The sequence below is a fragment of the Cupriavidus sp. 86D6 genome (assembly GCF_057815095.1).
On record NZ_JBYPSB010000017.1, the window covers coordinates 38,521 to 55,282 of the forward strand.

General features: G+C 66.3%; 13 protein-coding genes. 8 read left to right on the plus strand and 5 right to left on the minus strand.

The features are described from left to right. Positions 1-210: 210 nt before the first annotated feature. A complete protein-coding gene (gene scpC, locus AC3G88_RS25585) occupies positions 211-1,737 on the minus strand; it encodes a succinyl-CoA:acetate CoA-transferase ScpC (protein WP_488773711.1) in 1,527 nt (508 codons plus the stop codon). A 427-nt stretch (positions 1,738-2,164) separates the two neighbouring features. Between scpC and AC3G88_RS25590 the strand changes: the two genes are divergently transcribed. Both AC3G88_RS25590 and AC3G88_RS25595 read left to right on the plus strand, forming a co-directional pair. After that, positions 2,165-3,919, plus strand: coding sequence for an FAD-dependent oxidoreductase (locus tag AC3G88_RS25590; RefSeq protein WP_488773710.1), 1,755 nt, complete (start codon positions 2,165-2,167; stop codon positions 3,917-3,919). 175 nt (positions 3,920-4,094) lie between these two features. Then, complete coding sequence (locus AC3G88_RS25595; protein WP_488773709.1) at positions 4,095-5,087, plus strand: tripartite tricarboxylate transporter substrate binding protein; 993 nt, start codon at positions 4,095-4,097, stop codon at positions 5,085-5,087. An 86-nt stretch (positions 5,088-5,173) separates the two neighbouring features. Here AC3G88_RS25595 and AC3G88_RS25600 read toward each other — a convergent pair whose 3' ends face one another. After that, on the minus strand, positions 5,174-6,151 hold the full coding sequence (locus AC3G88_RS25600; RefSeq protein WP_488773708.1) for a hypothetical protein: 978 nt from the start codon (positions 6,149-6,151) through the stop codon (positions 5,174-5,176). A gap of 438 nt (positions 6,152-6,589) precedes the next feature. On the opposite strand from AC3G88_RS25600, the gene AC3G88_RS25605 reads away from it, so the two are divergent. From AC3G88_RS25605 to AC3G88_RS25615, 3 genes are all read left to right on the plus strand, one after another. Then, positions 6,590-6,892, plus strand: coding sequence for a hypothetical protein (locus AC3G88_RS25605; protein WP_488773707.1), 303 nt, complete (start codon positions 6,590-6,592; stop codon positions 6,890-6,892). A 294-nt stretch (positions 6,893-7,186) separates the two neighbouring features. Then, positions 7,187-8,263, plus strand: coding sequence for an alpha/beta fold hydrolase (locus AC3G88_RS25610; RefSeq protein ID WP_400394844.1), 1,077 nt, complete (start codon positions 7,187-7,189; stop codon positions 8,261-8,263). A gap of 144 nt (positions 8,264-8,407) precedes the next feature. Beyond that, positions 8,408-8,887, plus strand: coding sequence for a nuclear transport factor 2 family protein (locus tag AC3G88_RS25615; protein ID WP_488773706.1), 480 nt, complete (start codon positions 8,408-8,410; stop codon positions 8,885-8,887). Positions 8,888-8,967: 80 nt separating this feature from the next. Here AC3G88_RS25615 and AC3G88_RS25620 read toward each other — a convergent pair whose 3' ends face one another. Further along, the gene (locus AC3G88_RS25620; protein ID WP_488773705.1) at positions 8,968-10,713 is read right to left on the minus strand and encodes a dipeptidase; all 1,746 of its coding nucleotides are present in this window, start codon (positions 10,711-10,713) and stop codon (positions 8,968-8,970) included. Between the two features lie 236 nt (positions 10,714-10,949). Here AC3G88_RS25620 and AC3G88_RS25625 point away from each other — a divergent pair, with 236 nt between their 5' ends. After that, positions 10,950-11,684 (plus strand): glutathione peroxidase, encoded by a 735-nt coding sequence (locus AC3G88_RS25625; protein ID WP_400394840.1) that lies wholly within the window; start codon positions 10,950-10,952, stop codon positions 11,682-11,684. Between the two features lie 211 nt (positions 11,685-11,895). Further along, on the plus strand, positions 11,896-13,302 hold the full coding sequence (locus AC3G88_RS25630) for a dihydrolipoyl dehydrogenase (protein ID WP_488773704.1): 1,407 nt from the start codon (positions 11,896-11,898) through the stop codon (positions 13,300-13,302). 58 nt (positions 13,303-13,360) lie between these two features. Here the strand turns inward: AC3G88_RS25630 and AC3G88_RS25635 are convergent, their stop codons facing one another. Continuing rightward, positions 13,361-14,338 carry a lysylphosphatidylglycerol synthase domain-containing protein gene (locus tag AC3G88_RS25635; protein ID WP_488773703.1) on the minus strand — a complete coding sequence of 326 codons (978 nt, stop codon included), beginning with the start codon at positions 14,336-14,338 and terminating at the stop codon, positions 13,361-13,363. Further along, a complete protein-coding gene (gene clsB, locus AC3G88_RS25640) occupies positions 14,335-15,576 on the minus strand; it encodes a cardiolipin synthase ClsB (RefSeq protein WP_488773702.1) in 1,242 nt (413 codons plus the stop codon). The genes AC3G88_RS25635 and clsB overlap by 4 nt, the downstream gene beginning before the upstream one ends. A gap of 254 nt (positions 15,577-15,830) precedes the next feature. Here clsB and AC3G88_RS25645 point away from each other — a divergent pair, with 254 nt between their 5' ends. After that, positions 15,831-16,682: a class II glutamine amidotransferase gene (locus AC3G88_RS25645; protein WP_488773701.1), complete on the plus strand. Its 852-nt coding sequence runs from the start codon at positions 15,831-15,833 to the stop codon at positions 16,680-16,682. Positions 16,683-16,762 lie beyond the last annotated feature (80 nt).

The following is a 16,762-nucleotide window of genomic DNA, read 5'->3' on the forward strand; positions in this document are numbered from 1 at the left end:
GCGCGCTGGAAAAATGGCGATTTGGACACAAAAGACACAAACTCGCACGAACATGTGTCGGCGAGCGTCCGGGCCACGGACTGGAAATCCAACGGAAGGGTGGCGACGACGCCTTGGAACCGGCCGCCGCGAGCGCGTGGCCTGAAGCGCCATCGGACCCGCAACACATGCTGCGGGTCCGGAGGGGGGCTGCTGGCGCGGAGGAGTTGGTCAGGCCGCCAGCGGTTCGTTTGCCGGCTTGCCCGCGGCCGTCAGCATGGTGCCGTGGTCGCGGTAGTGGGTGTGCCAGGCAAACGCTTCTTCCAGCACATGGGGCGTCTGCCCGCCGCGCAGGCAGGCCCGGCGGTAGTAGTCGAGCAGGCCGTCGCGGTAGGCCGGATCGGTGCAGTTGTTGATGACCTGCAGCGCACGCTCTCGCGGCGCCAGGCCGCGCAAGTCAGCCAGGCCATGCTCGGTGACGAGGACGTCAACGTCGTGCTCGCTGTTGTCCACGTGCGTCACCATCGGCACGATGCTGGAAATCTTGCCGTCCTTGGCCACCGACTTGGTGACGAAGACCGACAAATACGCATTGCGCGCGAAGTCGCCCGAGCCGCCGATGCCGTTCATCATGTGCGTGCCGCCCACGTGCGTGGAGTTGACGTTGCCGTAGATGTCGCATTCCAGCGCCGTGTTGATGGTGATCAGGCCCAGGCGGCGCAGCACCTCGGGATGGTTGCTGATCTCCTGCGGACGCAATACGAGCTTGCTCTTGTAGTGCTCGATGTTGTCCAGCACGCGGCGATACACCGGCGCGGACAGCGTCATCGACGCCGCCGAGGCAACGCGCATCTTGCCGGCGTCGATCAGCGCGATGGTGCTGTCCTGCAGCACCTCGGAATACATCGTCAGATCATGGAATGGCGAATCGGCCAGGCCGTGCAGCACCGCGTTGGCGATGGTGCCGATGCCGGCCTGCAACGGCTGCAGGGTCGGCGACAGGCGGCCCGCGCGCACTTCGCGCTCCAGCAGCGCATTCAGGTGGCCGGCAATCTGGCTCGTCTCGGCATCGGGCGGCAGCGCGTTCGACGGGCTGTCGTCGGCTTGCGTGATGACGATGGCCGCGATGCGCGACGGGTCGACGGGGATGTAGGGCAGGCCGATGCGCTGCTCCACGGCAATCAGCGGGATCGGCTGGCGATACGGCCGCTGCACGGGGAACGCGATGTCGTGCAGGCCTTCCAGCCCGCTCGGCATGCTCAGGTTCAGCTCGATGATGACCTGCTTCGCCATCTTGGCGAAGCTGGCCGAGTTGCCGACTGAGGTGGTAGGCACGATGCCGCCCGATTCCGTAATGGCGGTGGCCTCGATGACCGCGATGTCGACCGGGCCGATCTGGCCGCTGCGCAGCAGTTCCGCGGTCTCGCCCAGATGCTGGTCGATGAACATGACCTCGCCGCCGTTGATCTTGCGGCGCAGCGTGGCGTCGGACTGGAACGGCAGGCGGCGCGCCAGCACGTTGCTGTCGGCCAGGATCTTGTCGGTGTCGTGCCCCAGCGAGGCGCCGGTGATCAGCGTGATCTGGAGCGGATCGGTGGCGGCGCGGCGTGCCAGCGCGACGGGAACGGCCTTGCAGTCGCCGGCGCGCGTGAATCCGCTCATGCCGACGGTCATGCCGTCCCGGATCAGGCCTGCGGCTTCATCGGCCGACATGATCCTGTCCTGGAGGGTGGCCAGGCGAATGCGATCGCGGTACATCTAGTCTCCTTGCTGGGGGCTGTCTGATCTGCCGCCAGGGGCCTCGTGGGTCCATGACGGACGGTGCGTCTTGGAGGCGCGCAGCACAGTGTAGCGACCGCTTAATATTCTCACCATGATTTAAAGCTCTGGAATTCAGTCGGATTTTTCATAGTCATGCAGGTGGCACGCCGCCGGCGTAGCGTGTGGCAAGGAGAGGGCGGCGAGAACCATACATGGAGCCTTGCCGTGGCTTCATGATCCTGCGCAAGAGTGGTGCATGCCGAACCATTTACGGGGGCGCGAACATCGCGGCTGTGTTTCCGCGCTGGCGGGGCTACTATCCATTCCAGCGCGGCCGGCATGCCCGGCCAGGCAGTCTTCGCAGTCTTCGATCGATGCATCACGCGCCGGCGTCGCCGGCCGCTTCACAGCAACGGGGGAAAGCATGGAGATGACCCAGGCGACGTCGGAACTCGACGCCCATCCTGACACCGATGACGCACCGGCTGCGCAACCAACGGTGACCGAGCTCGAGGCGCCGTTCTCGAACCTGGAAACGCGCCGGCACCAGATGTTCCCCACCCTGACGCAAGCCGAGATCGACCGTATCCGGCGCTTTGGCGAGGTCCACACATGGCGGGCCGGCGAACTGATCTTCCAGGTAGGCGATGCGGGTCGCGGCATGCACGTGGTGCTGGCCGGGCGCGTGCGGATCGACCGCCGTGACGGGTTAGGCCACCGTACGCCGATTACGGAGGAAGGCCCGGGCCAGTTCCTGGCCGAAGTCGGACAGTTGACCGGCAAGCCGGCGCTGGTGGATGCGGTGGCGCTGGAGGATGTGACCATCCTGGTGGTCCCGCCGCCCAGCCTGCGGGCGCTGCTGGTGGCCGAGGCCGACCTGGGTGAGCGCATCATGCGCGCGCTGATCCTGCGTCGGGTGGGACTGATCGAGCAGGGGGGCGGGCCGGTGCTGGTCGGCAAGGGCACCGAGCCGTTGCTGCTGGCATTGCAGGCGTTCCTGCGCCGCAACGGCCATCCGCACCGGGTCATCGACATCGAGACCGATACCGATTCCACCTGCCTGCTCGACATCAGCAAGGCGCCCCAGAGCGATTTTCCGATGGTGATCTGCCCCGACGGCAGCGTGCTGCGCGCGCCGGACGAAGGCCAGCTTGCCAGTTGCCTGGGGCTGGTGCCCGAATTCGATCCGGACCATGTCTATGACGTGATCGTGGTCGGGGCCGGTCCGGCCGGGCTGGCGACGGCCGTCTATGCCGCGTCCGAGGGGCTGTCGGTGGCCGTGCTCGATTGCCGGTCGCCCGGCGGCCAGGCCGGCGCCAGTGCCCGCATCGAAAACTATCTGGGCTTTCCGACCGGCATTTCCGGCCAGGCGCTGGCCGGCCGCGCGTTCGTGCAGGCGCTCAAGTTCGGCGCCCACGTCGCCATTCCGCTAGAAGCCAAGGCACTGCATTGTGGTGAAAATCCGATTGAACTCGAGCTGCAGGATGGCCGCCGCATTCCCACGCGCACCGTGGTGATCGCCAGCGGCGCGCAATACCGGCGTGCCCAGATCGACTCGCTGGAACGCTACGAGGGACGCGGCGTGTACTACTGGGCGTCGCCAGTGGAGGCCAAGCTCTGCAAGGACGAACACGCGATGCTGGTGGGCGGCGGCAATTCGGCTGGCCAGGCGGCGGTGTTCCTGGCGTCGCACGCGGCCGAAGTGCACATGCTGGTGCGCGGCGAAGGGCTGGAGGCCACCATGTCGCGCTATCTGATCGACCGGCTCAATGGCCTGCCGAACGTGCATCTGCACACCCATGCGCAAATCACGGCGATGGAGGGCGATGGCTGGCTTTCCACGGTCCGGTACAAGGAGCGCGCCAAAGGGCCGGAATGCGTGGCCGTGCCGATGCGCCACGTGTTCCTGTTCATCGGCGCCGCGCCCAACACCGAGTGGCTGCGGTCGTGCCATGTGGAGACCGACAACAAGGGCTTCATCCTGACCGGCTACGACGCGCATCACTCCTGTACCGAACGGGCCGACTACACGCTCGAAACCAGCGTGCCCGGCGTGTTCGCGATTGGCGATGTCCGGTCGGGCTCCACCAAGCGCGTGGCCGCGGCGGTGGGCGAGGGCGCGGCCGTGGTGGCGCAGATCCACCACTACCTGGCCACGCTGGAACATGCCCGGGTCTGATTGCAACGATGTCCGATTCGTGAGTTGTGGGCATCAATGTCGTTCTGAACACGATAACCCTGCGCTTTGTTTCATGGTTACACTGCCTGCGCCTTGTCCGAAACCGTGCCGGACAGGGCGATTCGGGTATTCGACCGGGCCCAAGCCCGGCGCACCAACCAGGAGACAGATCATCATGGGTATTTCCTTCGCCAGCCTTGCCAGGCGTGCGGGCATTGCCGTTGCGGCGATGGCTGCCACGCTTGCCGCCGTGCCTTCGTTGGCCGCAGACAGCTTTCCCAACCGTCCCATCCGCCTGATCGTGCCGTTCGCGCCCGGCGGCAGCGTGGACATCGCTGGCCGGCTGATCACCGATGCCTGGGGCAAGCAGCTGGGGCAATCGATCGTGGCCGACAATCGTGCCGGCGCTTCGGGCAATATCGGCATGGACCAGCTGGCCAAGTCAAAGCCCGACGGCTACACGCTGGCCATCAACAACGTGGCCCTGGCGGTCAATCCGTCGCTATTCGCCAAATTGCCATTCGATACGGCCAGGGATTTTGCGTCGGTCGGCACCATGGGCACGTCGCAGCACGTGCTGGTGGTCAACAACGCGCTGCCGGTGAAGAACGTCAAGGAACTGGTGGCCTTGGCCCGCGCGCAGCCTGGCAAGCTGAGCTTCGGATCGGCCGGGTCGGGCAGCACGTTCCATATGGCGGCCGAACTGTTCAAGACCGAGTCCGGCACCGACATCCTGCATGTGCCCTACAAAGGCGGTGGCCCTGCCCTGGTCGATACGATTGCCGGCCAGGTGCAGATGAGCTTCCCGGTGCTGTCCGCGGCGCTGCCGCACGTGCAGGCCGGCAAGCTGCGCGCGCTGGCCGTGACCGGGCCCAGGCGTTCGCCGCTGATGCCCGAAGTGCCCACCATGGCCGAAGCCGGCCTGCCGAACTACGCGTTCGAGACGTGGTTCATCGTCAGCGCGCCGGCCGGTACGCCCAAAGACGTGCTGGCAAAGCTGAACCAGACGCTCAATGCGGCATTGGCCCAGCCCGAACTCAAGGCGCGGCTGCTCAAGGAAGGGTTCGAGCCGCTGACGATGAGCCCGGCCCAGGCCGATGCCATGCTGCGCAAGGAAATGGTTCGCTGGGCCGCACAGATCAAGCAGGCCGGCATCACGCCCGAGTAACGCCTGGGTAACGCGCCCGGCGGAGCCCATCGCGGGGTCGCCGGTCCGCCAGATCAAAGCGCCCGATTGGCGGACCGCCGGCTGGCTCAGGCCGCCATCGCCGGCATTGGCGCGCCGTTGGCCGGCATCGCGTACATCAGCGGCGCCGCGCCGGCCTGGATGCGTGCGCGCTGTGCCTCGGTGGTCATCTCCTCCAGCAGCCTGGAGAAGCGCGGTTCGAACATGCCGGTCACGATGTACGTCCAGCGGTACGCCTTGAGGATCACCGCCTCCACGTCCGGCGCATGCGGGGCATCCTGCGCGCCGCGGATCACGCGCATGAAGTAGGCCGCATCGGCGTGGGCCTGTGCCTGCAGGATCGCGTCGAAGCCGCCCACGATCGCCAGCATGTCGTCGATCGCCGCATCGCGCTCGGCGTCGCTGACGCGGGCGTTCTCGCGGATCCACTCCAGTTCGTCCAGGATCGCGTGCTGCGATTCCTCGCGCCAGTGGTACAGGAACACGTCCTTGAACAGCTCGGATACGTCCGGCGCCGTGCCGATGCTGGCGCGATAGTGCGCCTGCGAGAACAGTTCGAGCTGGCAGATCACGGCCAGCACGGCCCAGGTGCGCTTGCCGAGCACGAACGCGGCCACGTCGTTGGGCTGGGCGTCGAAGCGATAGCCTTCGGGCATGTCCTGCGCGGCCAGCCGTTCGATGCGGCGGAACAGTTCCTGGTGCTTCAGTTCCTCGTCGGAAAAGCGGATCAGGGCCTCCAGCGCGACCTGGTCGCCCAGCGCATGTTGCCCGGTCAACTCCAGCACCTTGGCGCTGACAAAGCGCTCCACCAGCCCGAACATGTTGGCGTAGGTGCGGCCTTGCACCTGGCTCAGGAATCGCTGCTCGGCGGCACTCAGGAAGGGCAGTTCGTCGACGAGCGACAGGCCGTCGGGCATGAACTTGTGCGAAAGGTCGAACGTGCGGCCGCGAATCACGTCCTGGTCGATGTCCCAGCGGATGCGGCGTGAAGCGGCGATGCAGCGGGCGTAGCGTTCTGTGTCGGCGGAAAGGGATACAGCTTGCATTGCGAAACTCCTTGATACGTGAAATCCGTCCCATGGAGGACGTGGGGCGGATACTCGGACGTTTTGGGGTGTCGCGCGTGAGGCCGGTGTCCCGACTGCAATCGTTTTCATCGGAATCGGCACCGGAAAGCGGGACGTGCGTCCTTGGCGCGGGTTTACTCGGGGAATTACGATAGGACTACCCGCCATGCCATGCTGGAGGCGGCCTCCAGACCGCCGCTGTGCGTCACCGGCCCGGTCCGTTTGCCTGCACGGGACCGAAGTCCCACGGGCGGGCACCGGGTTTTCCCCCGAAGCGGGCAAAAACCGGGACACCGGTCACGTACACGCTCGCCAGCGATTTCCGACAATGACTCCACGGATCGGCCAATGCCATTCCGGCCCACAGCCCTCCGTGCTGTTCTTCTGATTGGAGTTCGAAAGTTTGGAGTCGTCGAGATGTGTACGAAAGTTGCCAAGACCCTGCTTGCCGTTTCAGCCGTTTCCGCATTGACCATCGGCATTACCCAGACCGCCCACGCCGCGTGGAGCGAAGTTTTCGTTCCGTCGAATGGATCGACGCTGCACGCCAGCAAGTCATCGTGCCTGCGTGGCACGTTCGATCCCTATGCGGATGGCGCGCGAATGGGCCCGCGTGATGCCTTCAGCGATGGCGGCAACCGCATTGGTCCGCGCGACGCGTACACCGACGGCGCGCGCAGCGTCGGCGCCCAGGGAGACTGCGCGATGCGCGCGGCCTGACGTGCGCTAGCGCGCTGCGCCCGGCCGCGGCAGACCACCTGCCGCAGTGCCGGGCCTTTCAACTTCCGTCGCGGGACACCGCCCCTGGTGTACGGCATCCGGCGCACCCTCCATGCACCGCGTCTGGCCTTCCGCACATTGCGGGGCCGGCAGTCGGTCTTGATGTCGGCGCGCTGGAGATCGTTGTCTAAGATAGGTGAGTCGCCCGGCTCGGCCGGACGCGGTAAGCCGTTGCCGGGCGTTGCACGGCGGCGCGCCGCGTCTGCCGTATCCTGCCCCGTGCGCGACCCGCCCATGCCGATGCTCAAGCAGCAGATTCGCCTATGCACCAGCCCGGACCGTGTACGCCTGGCGTACGCCATCACGGGCAGCGGGCCGCCGCTGGTAAAGGCCGCCAACTGGATGAGCCACCTCGAGTTCGACGTTGGCAGCCCGGTGTGGAGCCATATGCTGTGCGCGCTGTCCGAGCAGCACACGCTGATCCGCTATGACGAGCGCGGCTGCGGCCTTTCCGATCGCCACGTGGAAGACCTGTCGTTCGACGCCTGGCTGCGCGACCTGGAAACCATCGTCGATGCCATGGCCGTTGAGCCGTTTGCGTTGCTGGGCATCTCGCAGGGGGCGTCGATCGCCGTGGCCTATGCCGTGGCGCATCCCGAGCGCGTCAGCCATCTGGTGCTGCACGGCGGCTACGCGCGGGGGCGGCTCAAGCGCAACCAGGGCGACGCCATGCGCGAAGAGGCCGATCTGATGATCCGGCTGGCCGAGATCGGCTGGGGTCAGGAAAATCCGGCGTTCCGGCAGTTCTTCACCACACAGTTCATTCCGGGCGGCACCGCCGAGCAGCACCGCTGGTTCAATGAACTGGAGCGTGTGTCCACGTCGCCGGTCAATGCCGCGCGCTTCATGCGCGTCTTTAACGAGATCGATGTAGTGGACCTGCTGCCGCGAGTCAGCTGCCCGACGCTGGTGATGCATGCCGTGCGCGATGCGCGCGTGCCGTTCGACGAAGGGCGGCTGATCGCCAGCATGATTCCCAACGCCCGCTTCGTGCCGCTTGACAGCGGGAACCACCTGCTGCTGGAAACCGAGCCGGCGTGGGACCGCTGGATCGAGGAAGTGCGCGCCTTCCTGCCGGCGCCTGCACCGTCCACCGACCCGGCGTTCGGCGCCCTGACGCGGCGCGAGCGCGACATCGTCGTGTTGATCGCGCAGGGCCGCGACAACGCGCAGATCGCCGCCCACCTGGGGCTGTGCGAAAAAACCGTGCGTAACCACATCACCAGCATTTTCTCGAAACTCGAGGTCGAGAATCGCTCGCAGGCGATTGTCCTGGCGCGCGAATCGGGGTTTGACCGGCAGCGTGTCTAGCGGCCCCCGATCGCGCACGAGCCGGGCGCTGCGACGAATTGCCGCTTGACATACAGGTCTGTCTATTCAACACTATGAGACAGATCTGTCTACATATGGATCCGATTGATTTCCAGGTTTTTCCGATTCCCAAGGAGCCTTCCCATGTCGAGCCAACCCGAAGTTCGTCCACCCCTGCCGCCGTTCACGCTGGAGACCGCCGCCGCCAAGGTGCGCGCGGCCGAAGACGGCTGGAACACGCGTGACCCCGATCGCGTGGCGCTGGCCTATACGGTCGACAGCGCCTGGCGCAACCGTGCCGAATTCGTAAACGGACGCGACGATATCGTGGCTTTCCTGACGCGCAAATGGCAGAAGGAACTCGACTATCGGCTGATCAAGGAGCTCTGGGCGCACGACGGCAACCGCATCGCGGTGCGCTTTGCGTACGAGTGGCACGACGACTCGGGCAACTGGTTCCGGTCGTACGGTAACGAGAACTGGGAATTCGACGAAAACGGCCTGATGCGCCGCCGGTTCGCGTGCATCAACGACGCACCGATCCGCGAGGCGGACCGCAAGTACCACTGGCCGCTGGGCCGCCGGCCCGATGATCATCCGGGCCTGAGCGATCTGGGCTTCTGAGGTGCCGCCGACCGGGAGCGCGCGGTGGTTGCCCTCTCCCGCCAGCGGGAGAGGGCGCCTTGCATCACGGCTTCATTGCATCACTGCATCTTCTGCAGGTTGCCCACGCGCACCAGCATCTCCGTGAACATCTGCATGTCCAGGTTCAGGTCGGAGACTTCCTTGTACTCCTTGGCGTTGTGCGCGGTGTACTTCTTGCCGGGCATGGCCGGGCCGAAGTTGATCGCGTTCGGCATGAGCTTGGCCGTCGTGCTGCCGGCCGTGGGCACCGGCCTGGCTTCGAGCCCGGTGGTGTCGCCGTAGATGTTCAGCAGCGTTGACAGCCACGCGCCCTTGGGGTCGCGGGCCATCCAGTCGCCCTGTTCGTGCTGGATCTCCAGCGCGGTGTGCGTCTGCGCAGCCCAGGCCTGGATGCGCTCGGCGATCTTCGCGCGCAGGGCGTCGGGCGTGGACCCGCGCGGCATGCGCACATTGGCCGTGACCTCGAGCTTGCCGTTGCGCTCGCGGATCAGCGTTGGCGACATCGTCAGCGGGCCCATGAAGTCGTCGCGATAGCCCACATCCATCTTCTCGCCCAGGTAGCCGGTGCCGTACAGGTCCGTCAGGTAGCGCGTGGCGCGTGCGTACTGGTTGTCCGCGAATGGCACGCCCGACGCCTGCAGGAACATCGCCAGGCGCGGTACGGGGTTCACGCCTTCTTCGGGGCGCGAGCCGTGGGCCGACGAGCCAGTGACCTTCACGTCGATGGCGTCGCCGCTGCGTGCGATGTCGATCGTGAACTTGCCCTGCGCGGCCTGCTGGGCGATGAACGCCGCCCGCGCCTGCTCAAGCGTGGCGGCCACGGCGTTCAGGTCGCCGCCGGTAATACGCGCGGTGGCCGTCTGCGGAATCGCGTTTGCCGATGCGGCGCCGGCCATCGCGACGATGGCCGCCTGCTTGCCATCGGCGGGCTGGTCCGGAAAGCGCACGGTCAGCGCGCCAGAGCCCTTTTCGGCCACCACGGCCGGGTACTTGCTGTCGAGCACGATGTTGTACTCGGGCAGGGCGGTCTTGTCGCGGTAGTACTTCATGCCGTCGCCGCCGGTTTCCTCGGTGGTCTCGATCATCAGGCGGATCGTGCGCGCCAGCGGCACGCCGCTTTCGCGCACGGTCTTCATGGCGAAGAGCGCCGCCGCAATCGATCCCTTGTCGTCGATGGTGCCGCGGCCGTAGAGGTAATCGCCCACGCGCGTGACCTGGAACGGATCGAGCTTCGTGCCGTCGTCGAGCACCCATTCGTCCGCCACCACGGGCACCACGTCGGCGTGCGTAAGGATGCCGAACGTCTCCTTGCCCTGGCCCGGCAGCGTCACCTCGAACACGCGGTTGTCCACGTTGCGGAACTGCAGGCCGAAGTCGTTCGCCATGCGCTCGACGAGCTTGCCGAACGCGACGATGGCAGGGTTTTCGTGCTGCGGCACCTTGTCGTCGCGCACGGTGCGCAGCGCCACCATTTCGGTGATGCTGTCCAGCACCGCCTGCTGGTTGTGCACGCGGTTGTAGACGCCCAGCAGGCGCCCGATGTTGACCAGGTCGTCGCCCTTGAGCGGCCGCCTGGCCCGGTAGGCGCGCACCGAAGCAGCGAGCTTCGGATCGGCCTTGACGGCAGTGTCCAGGAACGCGCCGAAGCTGGCGGGCGGGGTGGCCGTGGCGCTGGCCACCAGCTGGTCGAGTTCCGGTTTGGCCAGCGTGGCCGCCGTGGCGCTGGTGGCGCTCGTGGCGCCGAGGGCGAACAGGGTGGCGGCCAGCAGGGTCGCGGCGGGTAGCCGGATGGGCAGGCGAGTCATGGAGCGGTTGTCCCTTCATGGTTTTTGTGTGCCCGCATGATAACGACGCCGCTGTGGGAGCGGAAGCATTCCAAACCGTGCTCGATAGTCAAAAGCAATCGGATTCCTACGATTGATCATAGAAATTCTCAATCGGCTCGGTTGAGACAATGAATTTTACGGATCACATTCAGACCGCGACAATCCACTCCATCGCCACAACACGTGGCGCCTAACTCACCCAAGGAGTGATTTCGATGCTGCAATCCCGTGAAGGCCAACGCGTTCCCAATGTGACGTTTCGTGTGCGTGACAACAACGAGTGGAAGGACGTGACCACGGCCGAACTGTTCAACGGCAAGACCGTTGCCGTGTTCTCGCTGCCGGGTGCCTTCACCCCGACGTGTTCGTCGACCCACCTGCCGCGCTACAACGAGCTGGCCCCGGCGTTCCGCGCTGCCGGCGTGGACGCGATCCTGTGTGTGTCGGTCAACGACACCTTCGTGATGAACGAGTGGGCCAAGGACCAGGAGTCCGAGAACATCGTGATGATCCCCGACGGCAACGGCGAGTTCACCGACGGCATGGGCATGCTGGTGGACAAGGCCGACCTGGGCTTTGGCAAGCGCAGCTGGCGCTATTCGATGGTTGTGAAAGACGGCGTGGTGGACAAGATGTTCATCGAGCCGGAAGAACCGGGCGACCCGTTCAAGGTGTCCGATGCCGACACGATGCTGAACTACATCGCGCCGAACGCGAAGCGTCCCGACCAGGTGGTGGTGTTCTCGAAGGTGGGCTGCTCGCATTGCGCAAAGGCCAAGCAACTGCTGCAGGACAAGGGCTACGAGTACATCGACGTGCCGCTGGACAACAAGATCCGCGGCAAGGTGCTGGGCGCCATGTCCGGCGAGATGACCGCGCCGCAGGTGTTCATCAACGGCAAGCTCGTTGGCGGTGCCGCCGCGCTGGAACAGTACCTGGCGGCCGCCTGATCCTCCCGCCCGGGCCCGGCTCCCCCGGCCGGTGTCCTGGGCACCTTTTGTCGCCCCCCGCAACGCCCCCGCAACCTTCCGCCGGCCAGCCGGCGGCGGTGCGGGCCGGCAGTCGCCGGACCCGATGGCATCGCCCTGGCCGCGCCATGGCAGGACGGTGTCATCCCATCCGCCGATTGATGCAAAGCAGACTCACGAACAGGAAACGCACATGAAAACGATTCAGACCGACGTGGCAGTGATTGGCGCAGGAACCGCCGGGCTGGCAGCGTATCGCGCGGCCATCGCCGCGGGCAAGCGTGCCGTGGTCATCGAGGGCGGCGCCTATGGCACCACCTGCGCCCGTGTGGGCTGCATGCCGTCGAAGTTGCTGATCGCGGCGGCCGAGGCGGCCCACGAGGCCCGCCATACCGCCGCATTCGGGGTGCACGTGGACGGGCAGGTCCGCATCGACGGCCGCCAGGTCATGGACCGCGTACGCAGCGAGCGTGACCGCTTCGTGGGCTTTGTGGTGCGCGGCGTCGACAACATTCCCGAGGAAGACCGCCTGCGCGGCTATGCACAGTTCATCGACAACACGGTGCTGCAGGTGGGCGCCAATACCGTGGTGCGGGCCAGCCGCGTGGTGATCGCCACCGGATCGCGTCCGGCCGTGCCGCCGTCGTTCACGGTGTTCGGTGACCGTCTGATCATCAACGACGACGTATTCTCGTGGCAGGACCTGCCTGCCAGCGTGGCCGTGTTCGGCCCCGGCGTGATCGGGCTGGAACTGGGGCAGGCGCTGTCCCGGCTGGGCGTGCGGGTGCGCGTGTTCGGCGTCGGCGGTGGCGTGGGCCCGTTGTCCGATCCCGAAATCCGGGCTTACGCGGCCAGGACGTTCGATGCGGAATTCCCGCTGCTGCCCGATGCCAACGTGACCGATATGCGCCGCGAGGGCGACGAAGCGGTGATCACGTTCCGGGGCGAGGACGGCAAGCCGGTGACCGAGCGTTTTGCGTACGTGCTGGCTGCCACCGGACGTCGGCCGAACGTCGACAACCTGGCGTTGGAAAACACGGCGCTGGCACTGGATGCCCGCGGCGTGCCGGTGTTCGATCCGGTCACGCTGCAGTGTGGCGATGCGGCGGTGTTCATTGCCGGTGACGCCAACAACGTCCTGCCGCTGCTGCACGAGGCGGCCGATGAGGGCCGGATCGCCGGCGAGAACGCCGCGCACTGGCCGAACCTGCGTCCGCTGGCGCGCCGGGCGCCGATTGCCGTGGTGTTCTCCGATCCGCAAATCGCCATGGTGGGCAAGCGCCATGCGGACCTGATCCAGGGTCGCTTCGTGACCGGTGAAGTCAGCTTCGAGGATCAGGGCCGTAGCCGTGTGATGCTGAAGAACCGGGGGCTGATGCACATTTATGCCGACCGGGCCACGGGCCGCTTCCTGGGTGCCGAATGGATCGGCCCGCGCGCCGAGAATATCGCGCATCTGCTGGCCTGGGCGTACCAGCAGAACCTGACAATCTCGCAGATGCTGGCCATGCCGTTCTATCACCCGGTGGTGGAAGAGGGCCTGCGTACCGCGCTGCGCGATGCGGAGGCCAAGCTGACGCAACTGAAGGTGGCAGCCTGAGGCCTGCAGATTGATGACCGAAGGGCGGGTGGCGCAGGCGCGCTGCCCGCCTTTTTTCCTATCCAGCCTGCGCGCGGCGGGCGGCCCGCGCGCCGCGCAGTTCCATCCAGGCATAGGCCGACGTGGCGAATACCATGGGCAGCAGGTAGTACAGCGCGCGGTAGGCGATCAGGGCGGCCACCACGATGTGCTCCGGCGCAACGGGGCGCAGCAGCACCACGAATACGCTTTCCAGCACGCCGATGCCGGCCGGGATGTGCGCCAGCGCGCCCGCCACCGCACCCACCAGCAGGGCGGCCAGCGCCTGGGGCAGGCTGACCGCCTTGGGCAGCAGCAGATCGATGATGCACGCCAGCACGATCCAGTTGGTGATCGACAGCACGTTCTGCAGCAGCGCAAAGCGGAAACCGGGCAACCGGAACACATGCCGGCCGAACCGCACACTGCGCGTCCTGGCCTTGGCGCAGGCCAGCCAGTACAACAGGCCGCACGCCAGCATGGCCGCGCCCACGGCGCGCAGCATCCATGGCGTGATGCCCCACTCCGCCGGCAGCGGCGGGGGTGCCAGCGTCAGCACCGCGCCGGCCAGCAGCATGTAGCCTGTCCAGTTGGTGATGATGGCGATGGTGTAGATGCCGGCCACCTGGGACCCGCTGACATTGGCGCGCGAGTAGAGCCGCAGCCGCATGCCCAGCCCGCCCACCATCGCCCCGACGTTGAGGTTGAAGACATAGGCGATGAAGGCGATCAGCATGACGCGTGGCGTGGACAGGTGATGCCCGGTATAGCGGCGGCCCAGCAGGTCGAACGAGGCATGCAGCGAGAAGCTGACGCAGGCCAGCCCGAGCACCGGCAGCAGCGTTGCGGCGTCGTACTGCTTCAGCGCCTGCAGGACCTGCGCCCAATCGACGCCACTGAGGCTCCGGTAAATCAGGTAGATCACCACCGCCACGAACACCAGCCCCGCCACGCGCTTGACGATGGACCATCGGACATTGCGCCGCAGGCTTCGGCGCAGGTTGGCGGCGGTTGTCATGGGCCGTCCTGCTGCGTCTGACGCACCATTGGCTCTGGCGATTGGGTGTCCGGTACTGGCACCGGCGACACGATTTTCGGCGTGTGCGCCGGCAACCAACCGGCCCATGCCGGAAACTTGCGCAGGAAATGGAAGATCAGCGGCGTGGCGATGCCATGCCACCACGCGCCGCGCGGCGTCGATGGGGCGCCGACCTCGGAGCAGCGCGCGGCCATCAGGTTGCGCAGGTTGTCCCTCAGCGATGCCACGAACGCGGTGTCGCGGATCACAAGGTTGGCTTCGAGGTTCAGCGACAGGCTCAGCGGGTCGAGGTTGCTCGATCCCACGGTGGCCCAATCGTCGTCCACCACGGCCACCTTGCTGTGGTTGGGCCGCTCGCAGTACTCGAAAATGCGCACGCCCGATTCGCGCAGGTGCGCGTACAGCATGTCCACGGTGCGCTTGACCCATAGCATGTCTGGCCGGCCCTGCAGCACCAGGCGCACATCGACGCCCCGCTGCGCGGCGTTGCAGATCGCCTGCAGCAGCCGGTATCCCGGCAGGAAATAGGCATTGGCGATCACGATCTGGTGTCGCGCCGCGCGAATGGCCGTCAGATATTGCTGCTCGATGTTATTGCGGTGTGCCTGGTTGTCGCGTGTGACAAAGAGTACGGAGCCGGGCGCGGCGCGATCGGTGGGGTGCGGCGGGGGCGCCCGCCGGATGGGCGCGCGAAGCTGCCTGGCGGGCCGGTCGCCGCTGGCTTCGCGCATGAATTCGTGAATGATGCGGGCAGCCGGGCCCTGTACCTCGACGGCATAGTCCTGCTTGGCGGACGGGCTGGCCTGCACCAGGTGCTCGACGGACAAGTTGATGCCGCCCACGAAGGCCAGTTCGCCGTCGATGGCGACCAGTTTGCGATGCAGCCGCCGGAAGAGATTGGTCCGCTTGCCCAGCAGCCGGCGCCCCGGCGCGAACACGCGCACCACGACGCCGGCTTCGGCCAGCCTCGCAAGGTAGTCGGGCGACAGGTCGGCCGAGCCGAAGCCGTCCACGGTCATGCCGACCGCGACGCCACGGCGCGCGGCCGCCGCCAGCGCATCGGCGAGCTGCCTCCCGACATCGTCCTCGAACAGGATGAACGTTTCCAGCAGCACGCTATGGCGCGCCGCCCCGATGGCCGCGATCAGGCGCGGGAAGTATTCGTCGCCGTTTTCCAGCAACTGCAGGCGGTTTCCGGTGGTCCATGCGTGCTCCATTTCGGGCATGTAGCACGAAAGGTGCCCGGCGACGGATCGGGGGCAGGCAGCGCGCCAGTGGCCGCGAAGCGTGATGTATTGGATATATTTGGGGCGCGTGGCATGGCCGAATCGAAACGCGATCCCGGGCAGCCGATGTAGGAATTGCCACAGGCCGCCACAGGACGGCCCCCCAATTGCGCCGTAACAGCATCCTGGCGGACCACTTGCTATGCTGAAGTGGATATCCCGACTGACAGACTGGAGGAGGCATCATGTGCCGCTGGCTGGCCTATTCGGGCCGTTCCGTTCCGATGGAGGCAGTCCTGTTTCAGCCCGAGCATTCGCTGATCGACCAGAGCCTGAATTCCCGCCTCGGCCATACCACGACCAATGGCGACGGCTTCGGGGTCGGCTGGTACGGGCGGCATTCCGAGCTGCCGTTCCGCTATCGGTGCCTGCACCCAGCCTGGAGCGACACCAACCTGCGCGAGGCCGCGCGGGCGGTACGGGCGCCGCTGTTCGTGGCACATATACGGGCCGCCACAGGCACGCCGACCCAGGAAACCAACTGTCACCCGTTCCGGTTTGGGCGCTGGCTGTTTGCCCACAACGGGCTCATCCGCGACTACCCGCTGGTGCGGCGGGACCTGATGATGTCCGTGGCGCCGCATCTGTTCCGGTGGATCGAGGGCTCGACCGATTCCGAGGTGATGTTCTTCCTGGCACTGACATTCGGCCTGGAGCGCGATCCGCAGGGGGCGCTCGAGCAGATGGTGGGGCTGATCGAGTCGGTCGGGCATCGCCACGATATCGAGCACCCCATCAACATGACCGTCTGCGTGACCGACGGGCAGCAGATCGTGGCGGCGCGTTATTCGAGCGAACGCGATTCAAGGTCGCTGTTCCACAGTACGTCGTTTCGCCAGTTGCGGGCGCTCTATCCCGATGACCCGCGCATCATCGCTGCCGGGGACGACGCCTTCCTGGTGCTGTCCGAGCCGCTGATCGACGTGCAGGGCGTGTGGGAAGAAATTCCGGAATCGACCATGCTGGTGGCGCGTCGCGGCGATATCCAGCAGCGTTGTTTCACGCCGCGGTTGCCCGACCGGGACGGGGTGGGGTGACTGGACCGAGGCGAGTACGCTGCCTCGGAGACAGACCTGTCTACTATAATGGCAGTGTTTTTCGCTGAAGCCCGTACCTC

Coding starts and splice junctions, on each gene's coding strand:
- AC3G88_RS25595 (WP_488773709.1), top strand. CDS start 4,095: ATGGGTATTTCCTTCGCCAGCCTTGCCAGGCGTGCGGGCATTGCCGTT.
- AC3G88_RS25600 (WP_488773708.1), bottom strand. CDS start 6,151: ATGCAAGCTGTATCCCTTTCCGCCGACACAGAACGCTACGCCCGCTGC.
- AC3G88_RS25620 (WP_488773705.1), bottom strand. CDS start 10,713: ATGACTCGCCTGCCCATCCGGCTACCCGCCGCGACCCTGCTGGCCGCC.
- AC3G88_RS25635 (WP_488773703.1), bottom strand. CDS start 14,338: ATGACAACCGCCGCCAACCTGCGCCGAAGCCTGCGGCGCAATGTCCGA.
- scpC (WP_488773711.1), bottom strand. CDS start 1,737: ATGTACCGCGATCGCATTCGCCTGGCCACCCTCCAGGACAGGATCATG.
- clsB (WP_488773702.1), bottom strand. CDS start 15,576: ATGGAGCACGCATGGACCACCGGAAACCGCCTGCAGTTGCTGGAAAAC.
- AC3G88_RS25625 (WP_400394840.1), top strand. CDS start 10,950: ATGCTGCAATCCCGTGAAGGCCAACGCGTTCCCAATGTGACGTTTCGT.
- AC3G88_RS25590 (WP_488773710.1), top strand. CDS start 2,165: ATGGAGATGACCCAGGCGACGTCGGAACTCGACGCCCATCCTGACACC.
- AC3G88_RS25610 (WP_400394844.1), top strand. CDS start 7,187: ATGCCGATGCTCAAGCAGCAGATTCGCCTATGCACCAGCCCGGACCGT.
- AC3G88_RS25605 (WP_488773707.1), top strand. CDS start 6,590: ATGTGTACGAAAGTTGCCAAGACCCTGCTTGCCGTTTCAGCCGTTTCC.
- AC3G88_RS25630 (WP_488773704.1), top strand. CDS start 11,896: ATGAAAACGATTCAGACCGACGTGGCAGTGATTGGCGCAGGAACCGCC.
- AC3G88_RS25615 (WP_488773706.1), top strand. CDS start 8,408: ATGTCGAGCCAACCCGAAGTTCGTCCACCCCTGCCGCCGTTCACGCTG.
- AC3G88_RS25645 (WP_488773701.1), top strand. CDS start 15,831: ATGTGCCGCTGGCTGGCCTATTCGGGCCGTTCCGTTCCGATGGAGGCA.